Raw genomic sequence first — 23,550 nt, forward strand, 5'->3', positions numbered from 1 at the left:
GCAAGCACATCGCCCACCGGGCCGGCTTGGGGCGGCCCGGCGCTCGGCCCGAAGAATCCTTCATGCGTCGCGGGTGCCACGACCGCGGAATGGACAACTGACATGAACGTCATCGGCGTGCTGGGCGGCATGGGCCCGCTGGCCACGGTCGACTTCATGCGCAAGGTGCTTGACGCCACATCGGCCGCGCGCGATCAGGACCACGTGCCGATGATCGTCAGCTGCCTGCCGCAGATTCCGGACCGCACCGCCGCCTTCCGGGGCGCGGGCGACTCGCCGCTGGAGGCCATCGTCGCCAGCGGCCGGCGGCTGACGTCGGCCGGCGCCGACCTCATCGTCATGCCCTGCAACACCGCCCATCTGTGGTTCGACGAGGTCCAGGCCCAGCTGCAGCGGCCCATGCTCCACCTCGTCGACGCGGCGCTGCGCGAGGCGCTGGACCTGGCCGGACCCGAGGCCCGCATCGGCCTGCTGGCCACCGACGCGACCACCGCCTCGGGCCTGTATATCAACCGCCGCCTGGCCGACGCGCCACCGGTGCAGTGGCTGCTGCCGACCGCCGCCGAAATGCTGGAGCGCGTCATGCCCGGCATCGAGGCCGTCAAGGCCGGCCGGCTGCAGGACGGCCAGGCCCTGCTGGCCGACGCGGCTCGCGCATTGCGCCAGCGCGGCGCGGCCGTCCTCGTGCTGGCCTGCACGGAGATCCCCATCGTGCTGGGCGCCGCAGCCTGCGGCCTGCCGGTCGTCGATGCGACGGCGGCCCTGGCGCGCCTTGTTGTCGCCAGCGTGGGCCGGGGCTGAAGCCACCCACGCGCGCTTTCCCGCCGCTCGCGCGGCTGCTACCGCCACTCATCCCGGCCCATTGCCCCACGCCGCCGCCCGGGCCGGATACTGCTCGCCACTGCAACGACAAGAAGAGATTGGCATGCGTGATTGGCGAGGACGCCTGCTGGCCCTGCTGACGATGGCCGGCCTGTGCACGGTGGCGGCCGCAGGGCCGCTCAAGCCCTGCCGCATCGACGGCATCCCCAACGAGCTCCAATGCGGCAGCCTGCAGCGCCCGCTGGACCCAGCCCGGCCGGACGGCGTGAAGGTGGACATCCACTACCTCGTGGTTCCAGCGCTGGCGCGCAACAAGCAGCCCGACGCGGTGTTGCTGCTGGCCGGCGGGCCTGGCCAGAGCGCGATCAAGGTGGCCGCGCGCGTGCTGCCGCGCCTGTCCAGGCTGAACAACCGCCGCGACCTGGTCTTCATCGACCAGCGCGGCACCGGCCAATCGGCGCCGCTGGACTGCCCCGACGACAGCAAGCTCTCCGTCGCCGAGCAGCTCGAGCCCAGCGCCCAGATGCGCCGCATCGACGAATGCCGCGCCGGGCTGGAGAAGCTGCCCTATGGCCAAAACGGCGGCCTGCGCTTCTTCACGACGACCATCGCCATGCAGGACATGGACGCCGTGCGCGAGCAGCTGGGGGTGCCGCAGTGGAACCTCGTCGGCGCCAGCTACGGCACGCGCGCCGCGGTGGAGTACCTGCGCCTGTTCCCCGCCAAGGTCCGCCGCACCGTCATCGACGGCGTCGCGCCGCCGGACATGATCCTGCCGGCCAGTTTCTCGACCGATGGCCAGGCGGCGCTGGACAAGCTCTTCGAGGCCCACGCCAAGACCCACCCCGAGCTGCGCGCCGACTGGCAGAAGCTGCTGGCCTCGCTGCCGCGCCAGGTCAATGTGCAGCAACCGCTGACCGGCGTGCCCGAGCGCTTCACCGTGGACCGCGACCTGGTGATGCGTTCCGTGCGCGGGCCGCTCTACCAGCCCGCCCTGGCGGCCGCCTTGCCCGCCGCCATCCACACAGCGGCCAGCGACGGCAACTTCGCCTCCCTCTTCGGCCTGACGACGGCCTTCGGCTCCAGCCCCTCGATGCGCCTGGCCATGGGCATGCACTTCTCGGTCATGTGTGCGGAGGACGCGCCCCGCATCGCCGAGGCCAAGGACGCGCCGGGCGCCGACTTCCGCACCGTCGACGCCGAGATGTATGCCCGCATCTGCAGGACCTGGCCGCGCGGCGACGTGGCGGCGGATTTCTACAAGGTGCCGCCGGCGCCGAGCCCGGTCCTCGTGCTGAGCGGCGGCGCCGACCCGGCCACGCCGCCACGCCACGGCGAGCATGTCGCCAAGGCCCTGGGAGCTGGCCATCCGGAGCGCGTGCAGCACGTTGTGGTCGCCGAGGCGGGCCACGGCGTCATGGCCGTGGGCTGCATGCGTGACCTGATGTTCCGCTTCATCGACGCCAAGCAGGACGCGGCCGCCCTGCCCCAGGACGCCGCCTGCGCCACCCGCATCCCACGCCCTGTCGCCTTCCAGCCCGTTCAGCCCGCTCCGCCCGTCCACGGAGGGGCGGCCCAATGATCGACATCCAGGACGTTCACAAGCAGTTCATCGCCCAGAGCGGTGGCAGGCTCTTCAAGCGCCGAAACTCCAAGGACGGCAAACGCGTCGTGCATGCGGTGCAGGGCGTCAGCGTCAAGGCCGCCAACGGCCGCATCACCGGCCTGCTGGGCGCCAATGGCGCGGGCAAGACAACGACGCTGCGCATGCTGGCCGGCTTGTTCCCGCCAGATGCGGGCGCCATCAGCGTCGACGGCATCGCCGTGAAGGACGCGCCGCTGAAGGCGTTGTCGCGCATGGGCATCCTCGGCGATGCGCACGGCCTCTACCCCCGCCTGTCGGCGCGCGAGAACATCGTCTATTTCGGCCGGCTGCAGGGCATGAGCCCCGATGCCGCGAACGCGCGTGCCGAGGACCTCGCCAAGCTGCTCGACATGGGCGACATCCTGGACCGCCGCGCCGAGGCTTTTAGCCAGGGCGAGCGCATGAAGACAGCGCTGGCCCGCGCGCTGGTGCACGACCCCGCCAACATCGTGCTCGACGAGCCCACCAACGGCCTGGATGTGCTGGCTACGCGTGCCCTGCGCGAGGCCCTGCGCTGGCTGCGCAGCCCCGAAGGCGGCGCCAAGTGCATCGTCTTCTCGACCCACATCATGCAGGAGGTGGAACACCTCTGCGACGAGGTCGTCGTCGTGTCCAAGGGCCGCAGCGTCGCCCGTGGCAGCGTGCCGGAGCTGCTGGAACTGGCCGGCGAATCGCGTTTCGAAGACGCCTTCGTCAAGCTCGCATTTCCTGAAGAGGTGGCCGCGTGAAACAAGCCCTGATCGTTTTCATCAAGGAGCTCAGCGACGCGCTGCGCGACCGACGCACGCTGCTGCGCCTGGCTGTCCCCGCGGTGCTGATGGGGCCGCTGCTGCTGATGGCGCTGTCGGGCCTGATCGCCTCGCTGGAGGAGCGTGCCGAGAAGCGCGAGGTGCTGGCCGTCGGCATCGACACCGCGCCGACGCTGAAGAACTTCATCGAGCGCCAGACCTACACGCTCAAGGCCGCGCCCGAGGACTACGAGGCGCGGCTGCGCGCCACGACGCTGCTGGAGCCGGTGCTCGTCGTGCCCAAGGACTTCGAGGCCAAGCTGCTGGCCGGCGAGGCGCCGACGGTGGAGGTCGTCAGCGACAGCGCCAACCAGCGGGCCGAGGCGGGCGTAGGCGCCATCAAAAGCCTGCTCTGGGGCTTCAACCGCGAGCGTGCCATGCTCAACCTGGCGATGCGCGGCGTGTCCACCGAACTGCTCGAAGCCACGGACGTGCAGGAGCGTGACCTCGCCAGCGCCCAGGCCCGCGCGGCGCGGCTGACCGGCATCATCCCGATGTTCATCCTGATGGCCGTGCTCTACGGCGCGTTGACCGCAGCACTGGACAGCACGGCAGGTGAGCGCGAGCGCGGCTCGCTGGAACCGCTGCTGATGAACCCGGCTCCGCACGGCGCCATCGTGGCCGGCAAGTGGGGCGCCGTCGCGCTGCTGGGCATGGCCGTCGCGCTGCTGTCCTCCTTGAGCTTCGTGCCGGCGCAGTGGCTGCTCAAGAGCGACGTGCTGCAGGCCCAGTTCAGCTTTGGCGGGCCCGAGGTGCTGGCCTTCTGGCTGATCCAGATCCCGCTTGCGGCGGGCCTGTCCGCCCTGCTGATGGCGCTGGCCATCCGCTCCAAGACCTTCAAGGAGGCCCAGGCGGGCAGCACGCTGGTCATCACCGCCGTCACCCTGATGCCCATGGTCAGCCTGCTCAACCCGGGCGGCGAGGCGGCCTGGTACTACTGGGTGCCAGGTCTTGCGCAGAACACGCTGATGATGGCCGTGCTCAAGGGCGAGGCGCTGCGCTGGGGCCAGGTGATGCCGGGCGTGCTCGTCGGCATCGTGCTGACGGTGGCGGCCCTGCTTTACGTGGCCCGCTCGATGCGGGCGGCGGTGGCACGGTAAGCTGCCCACCGCATGAAAAGCATCGTCTCCATGGCGGCCACGGCGCTGTTGCTGTCCGGCTGCACCAGCTTCAAGAGCTTCACTGCCTTCGAAGCCGCCACGCCGCCGGACTACAGCGGCGCCACGGCCAATGTCGCCGACAAGGTCGTGGCCATCAGCCCCCAGCAGTTGCACGTCTTCGAGATGACGCAGGTCGACGACCGGCGTCTGTCCAGCAGCAGCATGGCCAGCACGCGAGCGGGTCAGGGCAGCGGCATGACCGTCACGCCCGTGTCACTCACCAACGAGTTGCCGTTGCAAGCGTCCCGCGTGCGGCTGCAGGCTGCGACCCAGTACGCCTCACCGCTGGTCGCGATGTCGAACCCGAGCTGCCGCACCGTGGGTGACGTGAACTTCACGCCGCAGGACGGCAAGCGCTACACCGTTGCCGGCCGCATTGCCACCGACCGCTGCGAAGTCTGGATCGAGGAGATGGCGACCGGGCAGGTCGTCACCGAGAAGCTCACCGGCCCGGGCACCGAACGCTAACCAAGCCGTCGAGCGGCCGCCTTGAGCAGGGCCCGCGAATACCAGCGGTGAAAGCCCAGCAGCGCGTGGAAGACCCGGCCGAAGCGCGGCTCGCCGCCAGCCTCGCGGCGGCGCGGCACGACGGCCGAACCGAACCACAGCGTGGTACCCGTCGCACCCGCCTCGGCCTTGAACCAGGAGCGCGTGGCGCCGCTGTCCTCGTGCATCAGCAGCTCGTCGCGCTCGCGGGCCTCGACCGTCCAGACGGCCAGGCGCGCGCCCTCACCGCGGGCGACGGCGCGCGCCATCGCGTCACTGGACGGGCGGCCGAACAGCGCAATCAGCGCTCGCTCGACCTTGAAGAGACGCGTCGTGTAGAAGGCCTCGACAAACTCGGCGAGAGTCACCGCGCGCGGGACCTTCAGCGTGTAGGCATCGGCAAAGGCACCGTGCTCCTTGGCCAGGCGGGCGAGCAGGCTGGCGGGTGGCAGCGCGGTTTCTGTGGGCGTCATGCCGCCAAGCCTAACCGCCGATCAATGCAAACCGTCCAACAGGGCCTGGCGCAGTGTCGCCTCGTCGGCATTGCCTTGATGGCGACGCATGAGCTGCCCGTCCTGGAAGGTGAAGTAGATCGGCAGACCGGGCACGGCGTACTGGGCGACGAAGTCATTGCGGCTCACCGATGTCCAGGGCTGGAAGGCCACCCGCACGAAGCTGATGCCCTTGGCCTGCTGGTTCTGGGCCAGCGCATCGAACGAGGGGTTCGCGCGGATGCAGTAGATGCAGCCAGGGTCGTAGGAGCTCAGCTGCAGCACCACCCAGCCCTTGGTCTTGCGCAGCCAGGCGCTCAGCTCGGCGGGCGCGACCTCCTTGACGAAGGGGCTGGTCGCGGCTGCGGCCGCTGATGCCGGCGCCGGCGGGTTGGTTGCCGTGCGGCCCGGCGGTGACGGCAGCGGTGCATCAGCCACGGGGGCACGCTGACGTTCGACATAAGCGAGCAGCGGCCCGCGATCCAGATTGGGCGCGCTGATCGCCTTGACGGTGGACGCATAGCCCCCGTACACCGTGCCCACCCGAATGGCCACGACGGCGTCGGCGCGATGGGCGATGAGGTACATGCCGCGGTCGCCAAAGGCCTGCCAGGTCAGCTTCTTGGCCAAGTCGAGTTCATGGAACCAGTAGACCGCGGCATCCTCGGCACCGTCGGCCGCCTTGCACGGGAAGTCGCAGACGGTGATCAGCTCGAAACCCTGCTCGCGCAGCTGGCCGGCGTAGTGGCGGGCCACGAGCAGGGGGCTGTCGTCGGCCTCATGCTTGTACTGCGTCATGGCCACGCTGCCCTCGTAAGGCAGGCGCCAGCGGCTCGTGCGGTTGCCGCCCTGGGCACGCTCGGGCGGGCTGATCGGCAGCGCGCCGGCCTCCAGCGGGTTGTCGTAGCGGCCCGTCTGCTGGGCCCGCGGATAGGGCCGTAGCTCGGCCACGGCGGCCTGCGCACTGGCGATGCACGCCAGCAGGGCCGCGGCACCCAGCAGTTGACGATGCCAAGCCTTCACCGCGCCGCGGTGATGTCGTTCGAATCTCATGTTTCTCCCTGAACTTCCAACCACGCCGGGCGCGGCGGCGGCAGTCTAGGAGGGACGGAGAACGGTCAGCCCGATGAACTGGTTACGACCTGTTTGCTAGGGGGCTGTCGGTGCCATCTCCCGCTCCATGGGAGTGTCGGAGACGGTCGTCATTCGGGATTCAATCCGGCCTGACCTTGGCCCGCAGGATGACGGGCTTCCAGCGCTGCTGCTCCTGGGCGATGAAGGCGGCGAACTGGGCCGGCGTGTTGCCGACAGCCTCAGCAGAGTCGGCACCCAGGCGCTCCTTGGAGCCCACCGAGCGGATGGCCTTGGCCGCCTCGACAGCCAGCTTGTCGACCGAGGCCGGCGCCATGCTGGACGGTGCCAGCAGCCCGTACCACTGCGTCATCTCGAAGCCGGGGAAGCCCTGCTCGGCCACGGTCGGTACGTCGGGCAGCTGGGGCAGGCGCTCGCGCGAGCCGGTGGCCAGGCAGCGCAGCTTGCCAGCCTTGATGAACTGCAGCACGGCCGGCGCGCCGACGGCTGCGGCCTCCAGGCGCGCGCCCAGCAGATCGGTCAACTGCGGGCCGGTGCCGCGGTAGGGCACGTGCAGCATGAAGAGGTTGGCGGCCATCTTCAGGTATTCCATCGCCAGGTGACCGGCGCTGCCATTGCCCGCCGAGCCGTAGTTCAGCTGGCCCGGGCGCTTGCGCGCGTAGGCGACGAACTCCTGCAGCGTCTTGGCGGGCACGTCGGGATGGACGACGTAGAGACTGGGCACCTTGGCCAGCAGSGTGAYSGGSCGGAAGTCCTTGAYCGGGTCRTAGGGCAGCTTGTCGWAMATGAASGGGTTCACGGCCAGCGTGCCGATGTGGCCGAGSAYCAGMGTGTGCTGGTCGTCCGCGCGGGCGACCTCGGCCATGGCGACATTGCCGGCGCCGCCCGGCTTGTTCTCGACATACATGGTCTGGCCCAGCGACTTGGTCAGCTCGGCGGCGACAGTGCGCGCGACGATCTCGCTGCTGCCGCCCGGCGCAAAGGGCACGACGAGGCGAATGGTGCGGCTGGGCCAGGGGGTCTCGGCCCAACTCGGCAGGGCCAGACCGGCGGAGGACAACAGTAGCAGGCGGCGTTGCAGATCGGTCATGGCGGCGTGACAAAGAGCGGGCGTGGCCCGACTCTAGCCGGGCGCCGTTTCCTTCTCCATCCACCCCAGCCAGCGCATGGCCTGCTCGCGGTTCTCGCCACACATCTCCTCATGCGGCGGCAGCGAGCCGCAGACGGCGGGGCGCTCAGGCTGCCCAAAAATGCGGCAGCGGAGTTCGTCGTCCAGCTGCAGGCAGCGCACACCCGCCGGCTTGCCATTCGGGTGGCCGGGGATGGGCGAGCTGATCGACGGGGCGATGCAGCAGGCGGCGCAATGCGGGCGGCATTCCATAACGGCGGAATTGTCCCTGCCGCATGAGCCTGAACGGGGTGACTTATCCACAGCCGCTTCGTAAAATTCGCGGTTCGCCTAGGCGCCTTGCCCGGCGATTGCTCTTTCCAGGATCCAGATGCTTTACCCCAAGGAATTCGATGTCATCGTCGTCGGCGGCGGCCATGCCGGCACCGAGGCCGCGCTCGCCGCCGCCCGCATGGGCGCGCAGACGCTGCTGCTGACCCACAACATCGAGACCCTGGGCCAGATGAGCTGCAACCCCAGCATCGGTGGCATCGGCAAGGGCCATCTGGTGAAAGAGGTCGACGCGCTGGGCGGCGCGATGGCGCTGGCCACCGACGAAGGCGGCATCCAGTTCCGCATCCTCAATGGCTCCAAGGGCCCGGCCGTGCGCGCCACCCGCGCCCAGGCGGACCGCATCCTCTACAAGGCCGCCATCCGCCGCATGCTGGAGAACCAGCCCAATCTGCAGCTGTTCCAGCAGGCGGTGGACGACCTGATGGTGGAAGGCGACCGCGTCGTCGGCGCCGTCACCCAAGCCGGCATTCGTTTTCGCGCCCGCGCCGTCGTGCTGACGGCCGGCACCTTCCTGGACGGCCGCATCCACGTCGGCCTGGAGAACTACGCCGCCGGCCGCGCAGGCGACCCGCCGGCCGTGTCGCTGTCCGCGCGCCTGAAGGAGCTGAAGCTGCCGCAGGGTCGGCTCAAGACCGGCACGCCGCCGCGCATCGACGGCCGCACCATCGACTTCAGCAAGTGCGAGGCACAGCCGGGTGACCTCGATCCCGTGCCGGTGTTCAGCTTCATGGGCAAGGCCGCCATGCACCCGCAGCAGGTGCCCTGCTGGATCACCCACACCAACCTGCGCACGCACGAGATCATCCGCAGCGGCTTCGACCGCAGCCCCATGTTCACCGGCGTCATCGARGGSGTGGGCCCGCGCTACTGCCCGAGCATCGARGACAAGGTGAATCGCTTCGCCGACAAGGACTCGCACCAGATCTTCCTGGAGCCCGAGGGCCTGACGACGCATGAGTTCTACCCGAACGGCATCTCCACCTCCCTGCCCTTCGACATCCAGCTCGCCGCCGTGCGAAGCATCCCGGGCCTGGAGAACGCCGACATCCTGCGCCCCGGCTACGCCATCGAGTACGACTACTTCGACCCGCGCGGCCTGAAGGCCTCGTTCGAGACCAAAGTCATCCAGGGTCTGTTCTTTGCCGGCCAGATCAACGGCACGACCGGCTACGAGGAGGCCGCGGCCCAAGGCTTGTTCGCCGGCCTGAACGCCGCACTGCAGGTTCGGGGTGACGCCGCATGGACTCCCGCGCGCGACCAGGCCTACCTGGGCGTGCTGGTGGACGACCTCATCACCAAGGGCGTGACCGAGCCCTACCGCATGTTCACCAGCCGCGCCGAGTTCCGGCTGCAACTGCGCGAGGACAACGCCGATGCCCGCCTGACCGAGACCGGCCGCCAGCTCGGCCTCGTGGACGACGAGCGCTGGGCCGCCTTCAACCGCAAGCGAGACGCTGTTTCACGTGAAACAGAGAAGCTGAAGAGCACCTGGGTGCATCCCGGCATCCTGCCGGTGGCGGATGCGGAACGCCTGGTCGGCAAGGCACTGGAGCGTGAATACACACTGGTCGAACTGCTGCGGCGGCCCGGCGTCGGCTTTGACACAGTCGCCGAGGTGGCCGCCATTGCGCGGCCCGAAGCCGGTGTTTCACGTGAAACACTGACCGCTGAGCTGGGCCAGGAGCTTGCCGACCTCGTCACCGAACAGATCGAGATCAGCACCAAGTACGCCGGCTATATCAACAAGCAGGTCGACGACGTCGCCCGCGCCGCCCATTTCGAGCATCTGAAGCTGCCCGACGAGCTGGACTACGGCCTCGTCCACGCCCTCTCTTTCGAGGCGCGCCAGAAGCTCAACAAGCACAAGCCCGAGACGCTGGGCCAGGCCTCGCGCATCTCCGGCATCACCCCGGCCGCCATCTCGCTGCTGCTGGTGCACCTGAAGAAGGGCAAGTTCAAGGGCTTCACGGAAGCTGCCGATGTTGCGGTGACTGCATGAGGGACACGCTCCAAGCGGCGGCACGCGAACTCGGCCTCGAACTCAGCGACACCCAACTCGACCAGTTGCTGGCCTACCTGGCCCTGCTGCAGAAGTGGAACAAGGTCTACAACCTGACCGCGGTGCGTGACCCGGCGCAGATGCTGAGTCACCACCTGGTGGACAGCCTGTCCGTCATCGCGCCGCTGAAACGCCACGGCGTGCCGGCCCGGCTGATGGATGTGGGCGCCGGGGGCGGCCTGCCCGGTGTCGTCATCGCGATCTGCTGCCCCGGCACCGATGTGAGCTGCGTCGATGCCGTCGCCAAGAAAACCACCTTCATCCAGCAGGTCGCAGCCGAGTTGAAGCTGCCCAACCTGCGCGGTGTGCACAGCCGCGTCGAGGCGCTGAGCACCGAACCCTTCGGCGTCATCACGTCCCGCGCCTTCGCCTCGCTGGTCGATTTCACCAGCTTGACCCGCCAACACTTGGCCGAAGGTGCGGTCTGGATGGCCATGAAGGGCCAGCACCCGGCCGACGAGATCGCTGCCTTGCCCGCCGACGTGGATGTGTTTCACGTGGAACAACTGGTCGTTCCGGGCCTGGACGCCCAGCGCTGCATCATCTGGATGCGGCCGAAGTAGAAACAAAGCCACAGAGACACAGAGGCACAGAGAAATTCAGCTGACTTGCCTCTGTGTCTCTGTGTCTCTGTGGCTGTGTTCCTTTATCCTGCCCCGCGAACCGCCCGCCCACCACAACTCAAAATGGCCAAGATTTTCTGCATCGCCAACCAGAAGGGCGGCGTCGGCAAGACCACCACCACCGTCAACCTCGCCGCCGGCCTGGCCCAGATCGGCCAGCGTGTGCTGGTCGTCGACCTGGACCCACAGGGCAACGCCACCATGGGTTCCGGCATCGACAAGCGCAAGCTGGAGCTGACGGTCTATGACGTGCTGCTGGAGTCCGCCTCCCTGGCCGAGGCCAAGACTCGTGCCGAGAAGGCCGGCTACGACGTTCTCGGCGCCAATCGCGAACTGGCCGGCGCCGAGGTGGATCTGGTGGCGCTGGAACGCCGTGAGGCCCGCATGAAGGCCGCGCTGGCCGAGGCCGGCAAGGACTACGACTTCATCCTCATCGACTGCCCGCCGTCGCTGTCCATGCTGACGCTGAACGGCCTGTGCAGCGCCCACGGCGTCATCGTGCCCATGCAGTGCGAGTACTTTGCGCTCGAAGGCCTGACCGACCTGGTCAACACCATCAAGCAGATCCACGCCAACCTGAACCCCGACCTGCAGATCATCGGCCTGCTGCGCGTCATGTTCGACCCGCGCATCACGCTGCAGCAGCAGGTCAGCGACCAGCTCAAGGCTCACTTCGGCAACAAGGTCTTCGACACCGTCATCCCGCGCAATGTGCGGCTGGCCGAGGCGCCAAGCTACGGCCTGCCGGGCGTGGTGTTCGACCCCAGCTCCAAGGGGGCCCAGGCCTTTGTCGAGTTCGCCAAGGAGATGGTGAGGCGGATCGAAACGATGCGGTGAGAACCCGCTGATGCGCTGGAGGCGCGCACTGTCCTGGGTGGCGCTGGCCATCGCCGCACTGATCGGCGGCTGCTCGGTGCTGCTGAATCAGCTGTTCCCCGCCGATCTGTGCGCAACCGAGGTCTTCACCAAGGTGCGATCGCCCAGCGGCAAACTCACGGCCATCGTCTATGAAATCGACTGCGGCGCGACCACCGGTTTCTCGCGCCAGGTGGTCATCGTCCCCACAACGGAGCGGCGCATTGATCCCCAAGCCCTACCTCGCGGCTTCTTTGCCATCTCGCTGGGCTCGGCCGTCGACGACCATCTGGCCATGCGAGACGGCCTCGTCGATCTCCATTGGTTGGCCGATGATCATCTGGACATCGCTTACCCTGCCGGCTCACGCCCGATCCGATCCGCGGCCCGCAGCGACGGTGTCGACATGACCTACCGGACCTATCTCAACGCCCCCGATGGCGCAAAGCCATGAGCTTGGCTGTCCTGCGCCCCATGACGCCGGCCGACGCGGACGCCGTCGCCGCCCTGCACGCCACCAGCTGGCGCAGCGCCTACCGCGGCATCGTGCCCGACAGCTTTCTCGACCACGACGTGTTCGCCGAGCGCCAGGCCGTCTGGCGTGAGCGCCTGCAGACGTCGCCGGCTGCGTCCGCCTTCGGCATCGTCGCGGAAGACGCCGCCGGCCAGATGATCGGCTTTGCCTATGTGCTGCCGGGCCACGACCCGGTCTGCGGCACGCTGGTCGACAACCTGCATGTCCACCCCGAGCTGAAGGGCGGCGGCATCGGCCGCCTGCTGCTGCAAGCCATCGTCCGCGAGCTGGGGCCGGCGCACAACCAGCCTCTGCACCTGTGGGTGCTGGACCAGAACGAACCCGCCAAGCGCTTCTACGCCCGCATGGGCGCCGAGTTCATCGACCCCGGCATGACGCCGCCCTTTGGTGGCGCCTGCCTGCCCGAATGGCGCTGCATCTGGCGCGACCCTGCCGTGCTGCTTCCATGATTGACGCCCTCGCCCTGCGCGCCGAACACGCTGGCCTCGATGCCAGCGCCCCGCCCCAGCAAGCCGACATCGATGGCTGGCTGATCCGCCTGTCGCCCGGCAAAGCCAAGCGCTCGCGCTGCATCAATGCGCTGCGCCAGGGCACCCTGCCGCTGGATGAGCTGCTGGCCCGTTGCCAACGCGCCTATGACGCCGCCGGCCTGCCGCTGGCGGTGCGCGTGACGCCCTGGAGCCAGCCGGCGGACCTCGATGCCTTGCTCGCTGCCAAGGGCTGGGGGGTGTTCGATGCGGCCGACGTGATGGTGCTGGGCGACCTCGCTCCCGAGCCGACTCCACCCGCCCTCCAGGCCCTCGATGCCAACACCTATGCCGCCGCCGTCGGCACGCTGCGCGGCTCTTCCGTGACGGCCATCGCCGCCCACGCCGAGCGCATTGCTAACGCAACGGTCACCTACCAGGGCTTCGCACTGAACGACGCCGGCGGCGCGCTGCTGGCCTGCGGGCAAATGGTCGTCGATGGCGACATCGTCGGCCTCTACGACATCTTCTCCGCCGTGCCGCGCCAGGGTCATGGCGAGCGCCTGTGCCAGGCCTTGCTGGCCCTCGCCCACGCGCAGGGCGCTCGCCAGGCCTATCTGCAGGTAGGCAGCGACAACGCCGCCGCCCAACGCCTGTATGCGCGCATGGGCTTCGTGTTCGCCTACCGGTATCACTACCGCAGCCCGGAGAAGCAACTCGTCTGACGGCGAGTCACTTCTTTCGGCTCCCACGTTTGCAGGTCGCTGTGGCGAGGGTCTCGCGCGTTGGCTGCGTCAACATCGCGCCTCCAACCCGCCGCCACTCATGACGCCCCTCCGCGCTGCCCTCGCCCTTCTTGCCGCCCTGACCCTCGCCACTGCGCAGGCCGACGCCCCCAAGGCCGACGTCGCCAAGAGCGCCGACCACCCCGTCCTCAAGCGCTTTGCCGGCAGCGTGCTCGTCGGCTACGCCCAGCAGGACTGGGAGCAGCGCAGCTTTCCCGACGCCAGCGGCGTGTCCAAGACCGAGAACGACAAGTTCAATCACCCGGTCAGCCTCGAAGGCAAGGTCACCCGCCTCTTCTACCTGGCTCCGCTGGGCAAGAGCCCGCTGGAGGTCTACCGCAACTACCAGCAGGCGCTGATCGCTGCAGGCTTCAAGACCACCTGGCAATGCGAGAGCGAGGCGCAGGGCTGCACCAAGGCCCACTTCGCACTGGACAAGTACGAGCGCATGAAGGGCATGCACTGGGCTGAGGGCGACCTGCCCGCCATGGACGGCGACCACCGGGGCGCCGCCTGGCCCCTGGCCGCGGCCATCACCCATGACCAAGGCCGCATGCTGGTGGGCACGCTGGCCAGCGGCGGCCGCTCGCTGAACCTGCTGCTGTTCACGTCCATGGCCGAAAACGAGTACACCCACCGCGCCGCCACCTACATCGAGATCGTCGAGCCCAAGGCCATGCCCACCGGCCAGGTCACGGTCGACGCCAAGGCCATCGGCCAGGGCCTGCAGGCTGAAGGGCGCATCGCGCTGTACGGCCTGGTATTCGACACCGGCAAGACCGACATCAAGCCCGAGAGCAACGCGCAGCTCGACCAGATGGCCGCCGTGCTCAAGGCCCAGCCGGCGCTGAAGGTGCTCATCGTCGGCCATACCGACAACGTCGGCGCCATCGACGCCAATCTCGCGCTCAGCGACGGTCGGGCCAAGGCGGTGGTGGCTGCGCTGACCCAGCGCGGCATTGCGGCCAACCGGCTGCAGGCACGCGGCATCGCCAATTTCGCGCCCGTGGCGCCCAACACCAGCGACGACGGCCGCGCGAAGAACCGCCGCGTCGAGATGGTCCTGCAATAACGCCCGCAAAGACGACGCCATGAACATCACCCTCCGCTTCTCCGCCGCCCTGCTGGCCGCTGCCGTCCATCTCAGCGCGCCAGCCGCCGACGCACCCTACGCCGACGTGCCCGGCGCCGCCGACCACCCCCTCGTCAGGCGCTTCGCCGGCTCATGGCTGGCCGGCCAGCATGTCTCCAACTGGGACGCCGCCGTGCTGCCCGCCAGCGTCGAGCTGTCCAAGGCCGACAAGCGGCAGTTCAAGGACCCGATGCTCAACCTCGAGGGCAAGGTCACGCAGACGGTCTACATCGCGCCGCGCGGCAAGTCGGCGCTGGAGGTGTGGCGCAACTACGAGCAGGCGTTGAATGCCGCCGGCTTCAAGAAGCGCTTCTCGTGCGAGCGCGACTGCTTCGACCTCTACTTCGCCTGGCTCAAGCAGAGCGATCCGACCAAGGGCTTCAACTGGGCCAAGGGCACGGTCGACACCCCCAGCAGCGGCCGCTACAGCCTGACCTCGGCCCTGTCCGGCGACGAGGGCCGCATGCTCGTCGGCACCCTGGGCAAGCCCGGCCAGGAAGCCACCGTGCTGCTCTACAACTCGCTGGCCGCGAACGCCACCACCGGCATGGTGGCCACCTATCTGCAGATCGTCGAGCCCAAGGCCATGGAGACGGGCCAGGTCACGGTGGACCCCGCCGCGCTGCAGGCCGGCCTCGCCGCCGAGGGTCGCGTGACGCTGACCGGCCTGTTCTTCGACACCGGCAAGACCGAGCTCAAGCCCGAGTCCAAGGCCCAGCTCGACGCGATGGCCGAGCTGCTGAAGAACCAGCCCACGCTGAAGGCGTACATCGTCGGCCACACCGACAACGTCGGCACCTTCGAGGCCAACCAGGCGCTGAGCATGGAGCGCGCCCGCGCCGTCGTACTGGCCCTGACCGCGGCGCCCTACAAGGTCGACACCAAGCGCCTCAGCGCCAAGGGCCTGGCCAGCCTGGCACCGGTGGCGGGCAATGGCGACGACGCAGGGCGGGCGCGCAACCGGCGCGTGGAGCTGGTGGCGCAATAGCCCGGCGGCGCCAGGACCTGCCTCACGGCTCGATGCCGAACACCGCGTTCGGCGCCTCGCCAAACACCTCCGGCGCGTACATCGCCTCCACGCGTGTGGGAGACAAAGTGAACTGGCCGGGGTTGTTGAGGCGGATCGTGTATTCGAGGCTGAAGTCGCCGCGCGGCACGTGGCGATAGAAGGACTTGAACGACGTGAAGTCGCGGGCCTGGTACAGCGGCCAGGCGTTGCCCGTGCGTTGCTCGCCGGCCTGGGCGGCGGCGGAATCACGGCCCAGGCCGTTGCCCAGGATGCTGGCGCCGGCCGGCACCGGGTCATCCACCACGACCCAGCTCATGTCGGCCTGGGCACGGATGCTCAGGCGCACGCGCGCGATGTCGCCCACATGCCATTGCCCCGGCACCTTCTGCTGCACGGCGGTGATGCTGCGGCTCACGCCGTAGCCGGCTGAGCGCGGCGCCGTCAGCGGCACGGCGGCGCGCACCTCCACCGAGGCCCACGGCGCGCCGGCGCCGTCGTGCCGGATGTGCAGCGCGTCGGTGGCCTTGCCCAGGGGAGCGTCGAAGGACTTGCTGCCCGGCTCTTTCCAGGTCAGCGTCTTGCGTTGCTGGCCGAGCGTGACGCGGGTTTCGCCGGCCACGGGCACCGGCTCCAGCAGGCGCGCGAAGGCATCGACGGCCAGCGTGCCCCAGGCGTTGGCGTTGGTGGTGGCCCAGGCGCCGTTCGTTTGCTGGCGGCTCAGCAGCCCCGTCAGCAGGCGTGGCAGGTCGGCTTTCCAATCGGGCAGGTCGGCCACGGCAAGCAGCAGGCGCGCGGCGTCCACGTCGCCGTGGCTCATCAGCCACCACCAGTAGTCGCGGGCCTCGGTGGAAAAGACCATGCGGCGCCCCTGGTAGGTCAACCGAGCGCGCAGTGCGTTCGCGGCCGCTGCCTGCAGGGCGGGCTGGGCATCGGTTTTCCTCAGCACCGTCAGCCAGTCGATCAGCATGCGGGTGGTCCACTCGTCGGGGTCGACGCGGATGGCGTCGAGCTGCCCGGGCGCGAGCCGTTGGTGGCGGGCGAGCGTCGCCAGCACGCCGATCCTGCGCGCCAGGCCGTCCTCGCCGGGCGCCCAGAACGCGCGCTTGATGCGGCCCGCCGCGAAGCCTTCCAGCCCGGCCAGCATGTGCTTGCGCTCGGCCTCGGGAATGGGCCAGCCCGACGCGTCGGCCAGGTCCAGCAGATGGCTGGTTAGCGTGTCGCTGCCCAGCCGCGCGGCGGTGGACCCGGGCGGGAAGTAGTTGGCCAGGCCGTCTTCGTCCAGGTAGCGCGGCAGCTCCGCCATGGCCGCATCCCAGGCCTTGCGGTCGTGCATGCCGACGGCGCGCGACACCCTCTGCTCCAGGCAGCGGTAGGGGTAGCTGGCGAGCCAAGCCTGCACGCCGCCCAGTTGGCCGGCCAGCGAGGGCAGCAACTGCACGGCCACGCGGGCGGTACCGGCTACGGCCCCGGCGCCGTCGAAGCCGAACGCCGGCACGTCAAAGCTGCCGTTGACCTGGGCTAGCGTGGCCGCCTGCACGGTCACGGGCACGGCGGGTTCGACCTGCTGCGTGGTCTCCAGCACGTCCTGCCGGCCGGCACGGCCGCGTTCCTTCGCGGCGAAGCGCCAGTTCAAGGCCTGCGCACCCTGCGGGACATGTACCTGCCAGCTGATCTGGCGCGTCTCGCCCGCGGCCAGGCGAAGGGCCTGGGCCGGCAGCGCGGCCTGGCCGGTGAGGCCGGCGCTGGCATCCAGCGTGATGGGGCCGGCAGACGTGTTGCGCACGGTCACCAGCGCCGCAAACCGGTCGCCATCGCGGACGCGCGGCGGCAGGCCGGCGGTCAGCTGCAGGTCCTTCATCACGTCCAGGTGGGCCGCGCCGGTGCCGAAGTCGTCGCTGCCGGCGCTGGCCACTGCCACCAGCCGGAAACGACTCAGTCCGTCCTTGATGGGAAAGCTCACGACGGCGTCGCCGTTGTCGTCGACGGGCACGTCGGCCTGCCAGTACAGCAGGGAATCGAGCAGGGTGCGGGCCGGCGGCGCCGCCGCGTCACTGCCGGCGCGGCGCGAGACGGTGCCCCCCGCTGCCCCGACCACACGCTGCAATACCTCGGGATACACGCCGTCGTTCTGCTTGATCTTCTGGGCACTCTGCAACGCACTCCGCTCCCCAATGACAGTCACAATCCCGGCGGCCTTGTCAGCCGAGATCCTGAGGATGTCCATGAGCACGCCCTCCGCCGAGCGCAGCATGGCCCGCTCGTCCACCGCGGGGTTCATGACCAAGCCACTGGTCGTATAGACGTTGTGCAGGCGGGGGGCCTGCATCCGGGCCAGTAGTTGCCAGCTCGGGTTGTCCTTCAGGCTCAGCAGCGCCTCGTCCACCGCCACGAAGCTGAGCTTGCGCGCTGCGGGCAGCCGCTTGCCGTCTGCCGTCGCAACGTGGATGCGGACCCGGGCGGCATCGCCGGGCTGGTAGCGCGCGCGGTCGGGCATGAGGCTGACCCGCAGCGCATGGGCCTCGGTGGACACCATCAGTTCGGCGATGCCCGTGGCCACGGCCGCCGGCAGCGCCCCCGCCTCGGCATCCAACGCCAGCAGCGAGACCGACACATTGCCCGCCCACTCGCGGCGAATGCGCAGCGGGATGCGGGCCTGCGCCGCGTCCAGCGTGAGCACGCGGGACTCCAGGACGCCCCGGCGCTCCATCGTCAGCCACACGCGCGACCGCTTGAAGGGGCTGGAGACCGCGATGCTGGCCATCTCACCCTCGCGATACAGCGCCTTGTCGGTGTCCACGAACAGCGGGCCAGCCAGCAGGTGCTGCTGCTGCACAAAGGCGGGCTCGCCACGGGCGGCGGCCACCTTGCCGTCCACGTCTGCTGAGGTCGCCTCGAACTGGTACCGCCCGGCCTTGCGGGGCACGAAGCCGCACACCAGCTCGCCCTTGTCATCGGTCAGGCCCTGGCAGACCTCGCCCAGCTCCTCGACGGGGCCGGAGCCGTAGCCGTCCTTGCGCTTGGCGCTCACGCTGACGTGCTGCCGGCTGCGCCGCGCTCCGCTGTCGTCGAGCACCAGGCTTTGCACTTCCAGCGGCCGCAGGATCGCGACCGAGCCTCTCGTGCGGACGCCGACCGTCAGCAGGCTGGGCAGCACGTCAAAGCCCTGCGACACGGTCTGGGCCTCGCCGTTGGGGTCCTGGTAGCTCAGTTCGGCACGCAGCACATAGGGCCGTGCGCGCCGGGGCAGCGCGGGCAGCGTGGCCTGCGCATGGCCCTGGGCATCGAGCTGCAGCGCTTGCGTGTCCAGCAGCAGCTGAGCCGGCTCAGGCTCCGCTGCGGCCGGTTCGTCGAGGAAGGCCGGCATGTCCGTGTAGCCATCGAGCAGATCGGGCCTGCGGTATCCCTGCGCCTGGGCATAGACCCTCAGCGTGACGGGCCAGTGCTGCGCCGCGCCGCCATCGGCGTGATGAAGGTCTAGCTGCAGCGTCGGTGCCGCGCCGAAGGTCAGCCGTGGCGCTTGGATCGCGCCCAGCATACCGGGCAGGCGAAAGGCTTCGACGGCGAATTGGGCCGTGTCGTGGTCGGTAACGTGCAACGACGAACCCTCGCCGAGCTTCAGAACCACCTCGTAGCTGCCCAAGGGCGCATCACCGGGCAGCTCAAAGCGGGAGAGGCCTTCGCCGCGCGCGCTCTCCTGCAGCGGGACGGTCCATGTCTTGCGCGAACCGTGATGAACAATCGTCGCGCTGCGGGGAAGCTCGCCTGCGGCCAGCCCGGCGGTGTTCTCCCGCCGGACCACATGCCGCATCGACACCGTCTCGCCCGGCGAGAACAGGCTGCGGTCCAGCACGGTATGCGCCCGGATGAACGAGCTGTCCCAGGTTCGGTGGACGCCGTAGCTGGCGGCGTCGAGCAGGCTCGTCCAGCGGCTGCTGGCGACCGAGACATCCCGCTCGCCGTCGGGCCAGGTGTGCCGGGCGATGACCGTCACGCCGGCACCGAGGAGGTCGTTGCAACGGGCGAGCGCGCTGCGGTCGATGGACGCCAAGCCGTCCGCATCGCTGCGGCCCTGCCAGACGAGGGTGCCGCGGCAGTCATAGGCCCGGAGGTCCACCGCAGCGATCGGGGCGCCACCGTCCAGCTGCGTCACCCACACGGCGCTGTTGGTCTCGGCAACCTTCAAGTGCACGGCCAACCGCGTCAGCAACACGGCCACGCTGTCGTACGCGGGGACGGCATCGCCCTGGACGGCGAACGCCTGCAGTTCAAGCAGATGCAGGCCCGCGCCCTTGAGCGCCACCCGCCCACGGCGGGCCTCGGGAGAGGCAGCAGCCTCAACACCCTGCAGCGGGATGGCGGCGGCGTCGCCCAGCAGGGGCGGAGCGACCTGCCCGCGCGGGCGCCAGGCGTCGGGCATCGAGAAGTAGTGGTGCGGGCTCTCACCGGCGCCGAGCAGCCCCATCCACCGCAGGATGAGCTGGTCTGCCGCCTCGCCGCCGTCGCCGGCCCCGATGAGTTTTTCGCGGATGACCGACTGCGTGGCCGCCCCCTGGAGGAAGACCGGCACCATGTTGTCGGCCTGAAGCGGCCGGATCGACACCGTCGGCACCGGAAGGTACGCCAGCCCCAGCGCGGGCAGCGTCTTGATGCTGGCGGGCCGGCGGTCACGCGCCAGCTTGCGGCCCGCGTCGTCCACGAAGTCCTGCGCCGGCCAGCGGATCCGGTACTCGGCCCGGGGCTGGAAACCGCCTTCGAAAGTGACCGTGCTGCTGGCGCCGGAAGTCAGCGTGGCTGGCTGGACGGTCACCGTGCCGGGGCGCAAGCCCTGCCCCACGTCCAGCTTGATCTCGCGAAGCAGGGCTTCAGGCATCGCCGCGTTGAACTCCAGGGCGATGGGGAAGTTGGCGGCACAGTCGCCGTCGGGCTGCAGGCGGCTGCACGCCACGGTCACGGCCGGCAGCGCGCGAGCTGTGAATGTCAGCTCATGGGGCTTCAAGGTCGGGCGCACCAGTCGCAGCGTGACGGGCCTCCCGGGCGCCAGCGCAAAGGGGCAGCGCACCGCCTCCAGGCGGTCGGGCGCCTCCCACATCCAGCTAGCCTGCTTCTTCAGCCCGTCGCGAACCTCGGTCGGCAGGTGGATGGCCGGCGCCTCGGGCTGGCCGGGGGCCTCGCAGCGAACGTCGGTCGGGGTGCCGCCCAGGGGATGGGTGTAGCGCAGCAGAAAGACCTGGTCCTCCGCGACCCAGGCCGCGCCGTGGTGGGGAACAACGTTCGCGACGTAGCGCTTCATCTCATCGGTCAACGCCGGCAGCTGGAAGTGAAACGCCAGCGGCTCGACCACGGCATGCCCGGCCAGGGACTTCAGCGCGGGCTTGACGCGGAACTCGCAGGCCCGGCCATCGCGCGCCTGGTCTTTCAAATCCATTACCCAGGTGCGGTCATCCACCCAGTGCGCCTCGCCGGCCAGCCCGCAGGCCACCTCGAACGGCCCCGGCGCGGCCACCTTGCCCATAGGCACCATGGGCTCGCTGAAGGTGGCCCTGACCTGCTCCGCACCCGGTACCTGCCCCTGCGGGCTGAAGGTGAGCACCCGCGCGGCGGGCTCCGCCGCGCTGGCGAGCAGCGGGGCCATGGCCAGCGCGCAGGCCGCGAGCATCCGCGCGGAAAAAGCCAGTGCTGCCGGGGCGTGAGGCATGCCGTGTCTCCCTTTAGTTAGTTATTGGCGGCAATTGTGGGGGCCGAACCGATGCGCCACGGCGTGCTGCCGCCATGCGTTGGGGGTTCACTGCGTTCACCCCATTAACCTACCGGGCTATCCAGGTAGAGTCCGCCCCACCGCTGCGATGCTGGAACCGATTCCACCCCGGCCGCAATGCGCCTTTCGCCATGAAATCAATGCATGCCTCCCTGGTGGCCACGGCCGTAGCGCTGGCCCTCTGCGCCGCCGCGCAGCCCCTGCTCGCCGCCGATGCCCAGCCCTGGACGGACAAGGCCAAGAGCGCCGCGCAGCGCACCGAGTTGCTGCTGAAGGCGATGACGCTGGATGAGAAGCTGCTGCTGGTGTTCGGCTACGCCTCGGGCGACCAGCTGGCGCAGGTGGACAGCGCCGTGATCCCCGGCGTCAACACCAAGGAGGTCATCGCCACGGTGATTCCGGGTTCGGCCGGCTACATCCCCGGCATCGAGCACTTGGGGCTACCGGCCCAGCACCAGGCCGACGCGTCCATCGGCGTGCGCAACCCCAACCTGGAGCGCACCTCACTGCCCTCGTCGCTGGCCACGGCTGCCAGTTGGGACCCGCGTGTGGCCGAGGCCGGCGGCAAGATGATCGGGCTGGAGGCCCGGCTGTCGGGCTTCAACGTCATGCTGGCGGGCGGCGTCAACCTCGCGCGCGAACCGCAGAACGGCCGCAACTTCGAATACACCGGCGAGGACCCGCTGCTCGCCGCCGACATGGCCGCCGGGCTGATCCGCGGCGTGCAGGCCAACCACATTATTTCGACGATCAAGCATTACCTGATCAACGCGCAGGAGACCGGCCGCAACATCGTCAGCGCGCAGATTGGCGAGTCCGCGCTGCGCATGAGCGACGCGCTGGCCTTCGAGCTCGCCATCGAGAAGTCCAGCCCCGGCTCCGTGATGTGCTCCTACAACCGCATCAACGATGTCTACGCCTGCCAGAACGCCTTCTGGCAGAACAAGGTGCTCAAGGGCGACTGGGGCTACCCGGGCTACGTGATGTCCGACTGGGGTGCCGTGCATTCGACCGTGCTCGCTGCGACCGCCGGGCTTGACCAGCAGTCCGGCTTCCCCTTCGACAAGGCGCCCTACTTTGCCAAGCCGCTGAAGGAGGCGGTCGAGGACGGCTCGGTGCCGCGGTCGCGCATCGACGACATGGCCCGGCGCATCCTCTGGGCGATGTTCGACAAGGGCGTGATGGACCACCCGCTCAAGCCAGGCCCCATCGACTTTGCCGCCCACGCGCAGGTCTCGCAGGCCGCCGCGGAGCAGTCGCTGGTGCTGCTGAAGAACGAGGCCGGCCTGCTGCCGCTGGGGGCGCCGAAGCGCGTGGCCCTCATCGGGTCATATGCCGACAAGGCCGTGCTCGCCGGTGGTGGCTCGGCGTCCGTCACGCCCATCGGCGGCACCGCCGTCACCGGCCTCGGCCCGGGCGGCTGGCTGACCCAGGTGTGGCAGCCCTCATCGCCGATGAAGGCGCTGCAGCGTCTGCGGCCGCAGACGGCATTCACCTTCGACGCGGGCACCAACGTCGAGTCCGCCGGCAAGGCCGCAGCCGCGGCGGACATGGCCATCGTCTTCGTCCACCAATGGACCGCCGAGTCGCTGGACGCGTCGCTGACGCTGGAAGGCAACCAGGACGCCATCGTCAGCGCGGTCGCCAAGGCGAACCCGAACACCGTAGTCGTCGTCGAGAGCGGCGGCGCCATCCTGATGCCCTGGGAGAAGGACGTGAAGGGCATCCTCGCGGCCTTCTACCCGGGCGCGGCCGGCGGCGAGGCCATCGCCCGCATCCTCACCGGCGAGGTGAACCCCTCCGGCCACCTGCCCATCACCTTCCCTGCGAGCACGGATCAGCTGGTGCGCCGGCAGATCGGCGGCAAGTCGGACGGCCCGCTGTTCACGGTCCGCTACACCGAGGGCGCCGCGGTGGGCTACAAGTGGTTTGACCTGCACGGCCACAAGCCGCTGTACGCCTTCGGCCATGGCCTGTCTTACACGAGCTTCGAGCTGGGCGGCCTCAAGGCAGAACAAGCCCAGAAGGCCGGCGGGCAGGTGACCGTCAAGTTCACCGTCAAGAACGCCGGCAAGCGCGACGGTGCCTCGGTCGGCCAGGTCTACGTCCGTGCGCCGCAGAGCGCTCAATGGGAAGCGCCCCGCCGCCTCGTCGGCTTCGACAAGCTGGCGCTGAAGCCGGGTCAGACCGGCACGGGTGCGGTCACGGTCGACCCGCGGCTGCTGGCCACCTTCGACGAGTCGACCGGCAACTGGGTGATCGCGCCTGGAACCTACGAAGTGCAGCTCGGCGCGGGCTCGGACGACATCCGTGCCACCGCCCAGCTGGTGCTGGCGGGCCGCAGGTTCACGTCGGCGCAGCTTCGTCACAAGGCGCGATAGCGC

The 23,550-nt window shown here is 69.4% G+C and carries 19 protein-coding genes; 14 read left to right on the forward strand and 5 right to left on the reverse strand.

The features are described from left to right. Nucleotides 1-102 precede the first annotated feature (102 nt). The 5 genes from cuyB (at nucleotide 103) to ACXJKJ_RS00710 (ending at nucleotide 4,883) form a co-directional block, all read left to right on the forward strand. The gene (gene cuyB / locus ACXJKJ_RS00690) at nucleotides 103-801 is read left to right on the forward strand and encodes a cysteate racemase (protein ID WP_457321022.1); all 699 of its coding nucleotides are present in this window, start codon (nucleotides 103-105) and stop codon (nucleotides 799-801) included. Nucleotides 802-925: 124 nt separating this feature from the next. Further along, nucleotides 926-2,404 (forward strand): alpha/beta fold hydrolase, encoded by a 1,479-nt coding sequence (locus tag ACXJKJ_RS00695; RefSeq protein ID WP_457388515.1) that lies wholly within the window; start codon nucleotides 926-928, stop codon nucleotides 2,402-2,404. Beyond that, nucleotides 2,401-3,195, forward strand: a complete 795-nt coding sequence (locus tag ACXJKJ_RS00700; protein WP_457388517.1) for an ABC transporter ATP-binding protein — start codon at nucleotides 2,401-2,403, stop codon at nucleotides 3,193-3,195. The genes ACXJKJ_RS00695 and ACXJKJ_RS00700 overlap by 4 nt, the downstream gene beginning before the upstream one ends. After that, the gene (locus ACXJKJ_RS00705; protein ID WP_457388519.1) at nucleotides 3,192-4,355 is read left to right on the forward strand and encodes an ABC transporter permease; all 1,164 of its coding nucleotides are present in this window, start codon (nucleotides 3,192-3,194) and stop codon (nucleotides 4,353-4,355) included. Before ACXJKJ_RS00700 ends, ACXJKJ_RS00705 begins: the two co-directional genes overlap by 4 nt. Nucleotides 4,356-4,367: 12 nt before the next feature. Beyond that, a complete protein-coding gene (locus ACXJKJ_RS00710; RefSeq protein ID WP_457388521.1) occupies nucleotides 4,368-4,883 on the forward strand; it encodes a hypothetical protein in 516 nt (171 codons plus the stop codon). On the opposite strand, the gene ACXJKJ_RS00715 is transcribed toward ACXJKJ_RS00710, so the two are convergent. From ACXJKJ_RS00715 to ACXJKJ_RS00730, 4 genes are all read right to left on the reverse strand, one after another. Continuing rightward, nucleotides 4,880-5,374 (reverse strand): hypothetical protein, encoded by a 495-nt coding sequence (locus ACXJKJ_RS00715; protein ID WP_457388523.1) that lies wholly within the window; start codon nucleotides 5,372-5,374, stop codon nucleotides 4,880-4,882. The two genes, ACXJKJ_RS00710 and ACXJKJ_RS00715, sit on opposite strands and share 4 nt — an antisense overlap. Nucleotides 5,375-5,395: 21 nt before the next feature. After that, nucleotides 5,396-6,445, reverse strand: a complete 1,050-nt coding sequence (locus ACXJKJ_RS00720; protein WP_457388525.1) for a TlpA family protein disulfide reductase — start codon at nucleotides 6,443-6,445, stop codon at nucleotides 5,396-5,398. A gap of 160 nt (nucleotides 6,446-6,605) precedes the next feature. Next, the gene (locus tag ACXJKJ_RS00725) at nucleotides 6,606-7,574 is read right to left on the reverse strand and encodes a Bug family tripartite tricarboxylate transporter substrate binding protein (RefSeq protein ID WP_457388526.1); all 969 of its coding nucleotides are present in this window, start codon (nucleotides 7,572-7,574) and stop codon (nucleotides 6,606-6,608) included. 33 nt (nucleotides 7,575-7,607) lie between these two features. Further along, nucleotides 7,608-7,865 (reverse strand): YkgJ family cysteine cluster protein, encoded by a 258-nt coding sequence (locus tag ACXJKJ_RS00730; RefSeq protein ID WP_457324040.1) that lies wholly within the window; start codon nucleotides 7,863-7,865, stop codon nucleotides 7,608-7,610. Between the two features lie 118 nt (nucleotides 7,866-7,983). Here ACXJKJ_RS00730 and mnmG point away from each other — a divergent pair, with 118 nt between their 5' ends. The 8 genes from mnmG (at nucleotide 7,984) to ACXJKJ_RS00770 (ending at nucleotide 15,390) form a co-directional block, all read left to right on the forward strand. After that, entirely contained in the window at nucleotides 7,984-9,945 is a 1,962-nt protein-coding gene (mnmG, locus tag ACXJKJ_RS00735) for a tRNA uridine-5-carboxymethylaminomethyl(34) synthesis enzyme MnmG (protein WP_457388528.1), read from the forward strand. Continuing rightward, a complete protein-coding gene (gene rsmG, locus ACXJKJ_RS00740) occupies nucleotides 9,942-10,568 on the forward strand; it encodes a 16S rRNA (guanine(527)-N(7))-methyltransferase RsmG (RefSeq protein ID WP_056190927.1) in 627 nt (208 codons plus the stop codon). Before mnmG ends, rsmG begins: the two co-directional genes overlap by 4 nt. 123 nt (nucleotides 10,569-10,691) lie before the next feature. Continuing rightward, complete coding sequence (locus tag ACXJKJ_RS00745) at nucleotides 10,692-11,465, forward strand: ParA family protein (protein ID WP_457388530.1); 774 nt, start codon at nucleotides 10,692-10,694, stop codon at nucleotides 11,463-11,465. Nucleotides 11,466-11,475: 10 nt separating this feature from the next. Next, on the forward strand, nucleotides 11,476-11,937 hold the full coding sequence (locus ACXJKJ_RS00750; RefSeq protein WP_457388531.1) for a hypothetical protein: 462 nt from the start codon (nucleotides 11,476-11,478) through the stop codon (nucleotides 11,935-11,937). Beyond that, the gene (locus ACXJKJ_RS00755) at nucleotides 11,934-12,467 is read left to right on the forward strand and encodes an N-acetyltransferase family protein (RefSeq protein WP_457388533.1); all 534 of its coding nucleotides are present in this window, start codon (nucleotides 11,934-11,936) and stop codon (nucleotides 12,465-12,467) included. The genes ACXJKJ_RS00750 and ACXJKJ_RS00755 overlap by 4 nt, the downstream gene beginning before the upstream one ends. After that, nucleotides 12,464-13,210 (forward strand): GNAT family N-acetyltransferase, encoded by a 747-nt coding sequence (locus ACXJKJ_RS00760; protein WP_457388535.1) that lies wholly within the window; start codon nucleotides 12,464-12,466, stop codon nucleotides 13,208-13,210. Before ACXJKJ_RS00755 ends, ACXJKJ_RS00760 begins: the two co-directional genes overlap by 4 nt. A 100-nt stretch (nucleotides 13,211-13,310) precedes the next feature. Beyond that, entirely contained in the window at nucleotides 13,311-14,342 is a 1,032-nt protein-coding gene (locus tag ACXJKJ_RS00765; protein ID WP_457388537.1) for a DUF4892 domain-containing protein, read from the forward strand. 19 nt (nucleotides 14,343-14,361) lie between these two features. Then, nucleotides 14,362-15,390, forward strand: a complete 1,029-nt coding sequence (locus ACXJKJ_RS00770; protein ID WP_457388539.1) for an OmpA family protein — start codon at nucleotides 14,362-14,364, stop codon at nucleotides 15,388-15,390. Nucleotides 15,391-15,412: 22 nt separating this feature from the next. On the opposite strand, the gene ACXJKJ_RS00775 is transcribed toward ACXJKJ_RS00770, so the two are convergent. After that, nucleotides 15,413-21,106: an alpha-2-macroglobulin family protein gene (locus tag ACXJKJ_RS00775; protein WP_457388541.1), complete on the reverse strand. Its 5,694-nt coding sequence runs from the start codon at nucleotides 21,104-21,106 to the stop codon at nucleotides 15,413-15,415. A gap of 191 nt (nucleotides 21,107-21,297) precedes the next feature. Between ACXJKJ_RS00775 and ACXJKJ_RS00780 the strand changes: the two genes are divergently transcribed. Next, nucleotides 21,298-23,547 carry a beta-glucosidase gene (locus tag ACXJKJ_RS00780; RefSeq protein ID WP_457388542.1) on the forward strand — a complete coding sequence of 750 codons (2,250 nt, stop codon included), beginning with the start codon at nucleotides 21,298-21,300 and terminating at the stop codon, nucleotides 23,545-23,547. Nucleotides 23,548-23,550 lie beyond the last annotated feature (3 nt).

Source organism: Roseateles sp. P5_E1 (assembly GCF_054049335.1).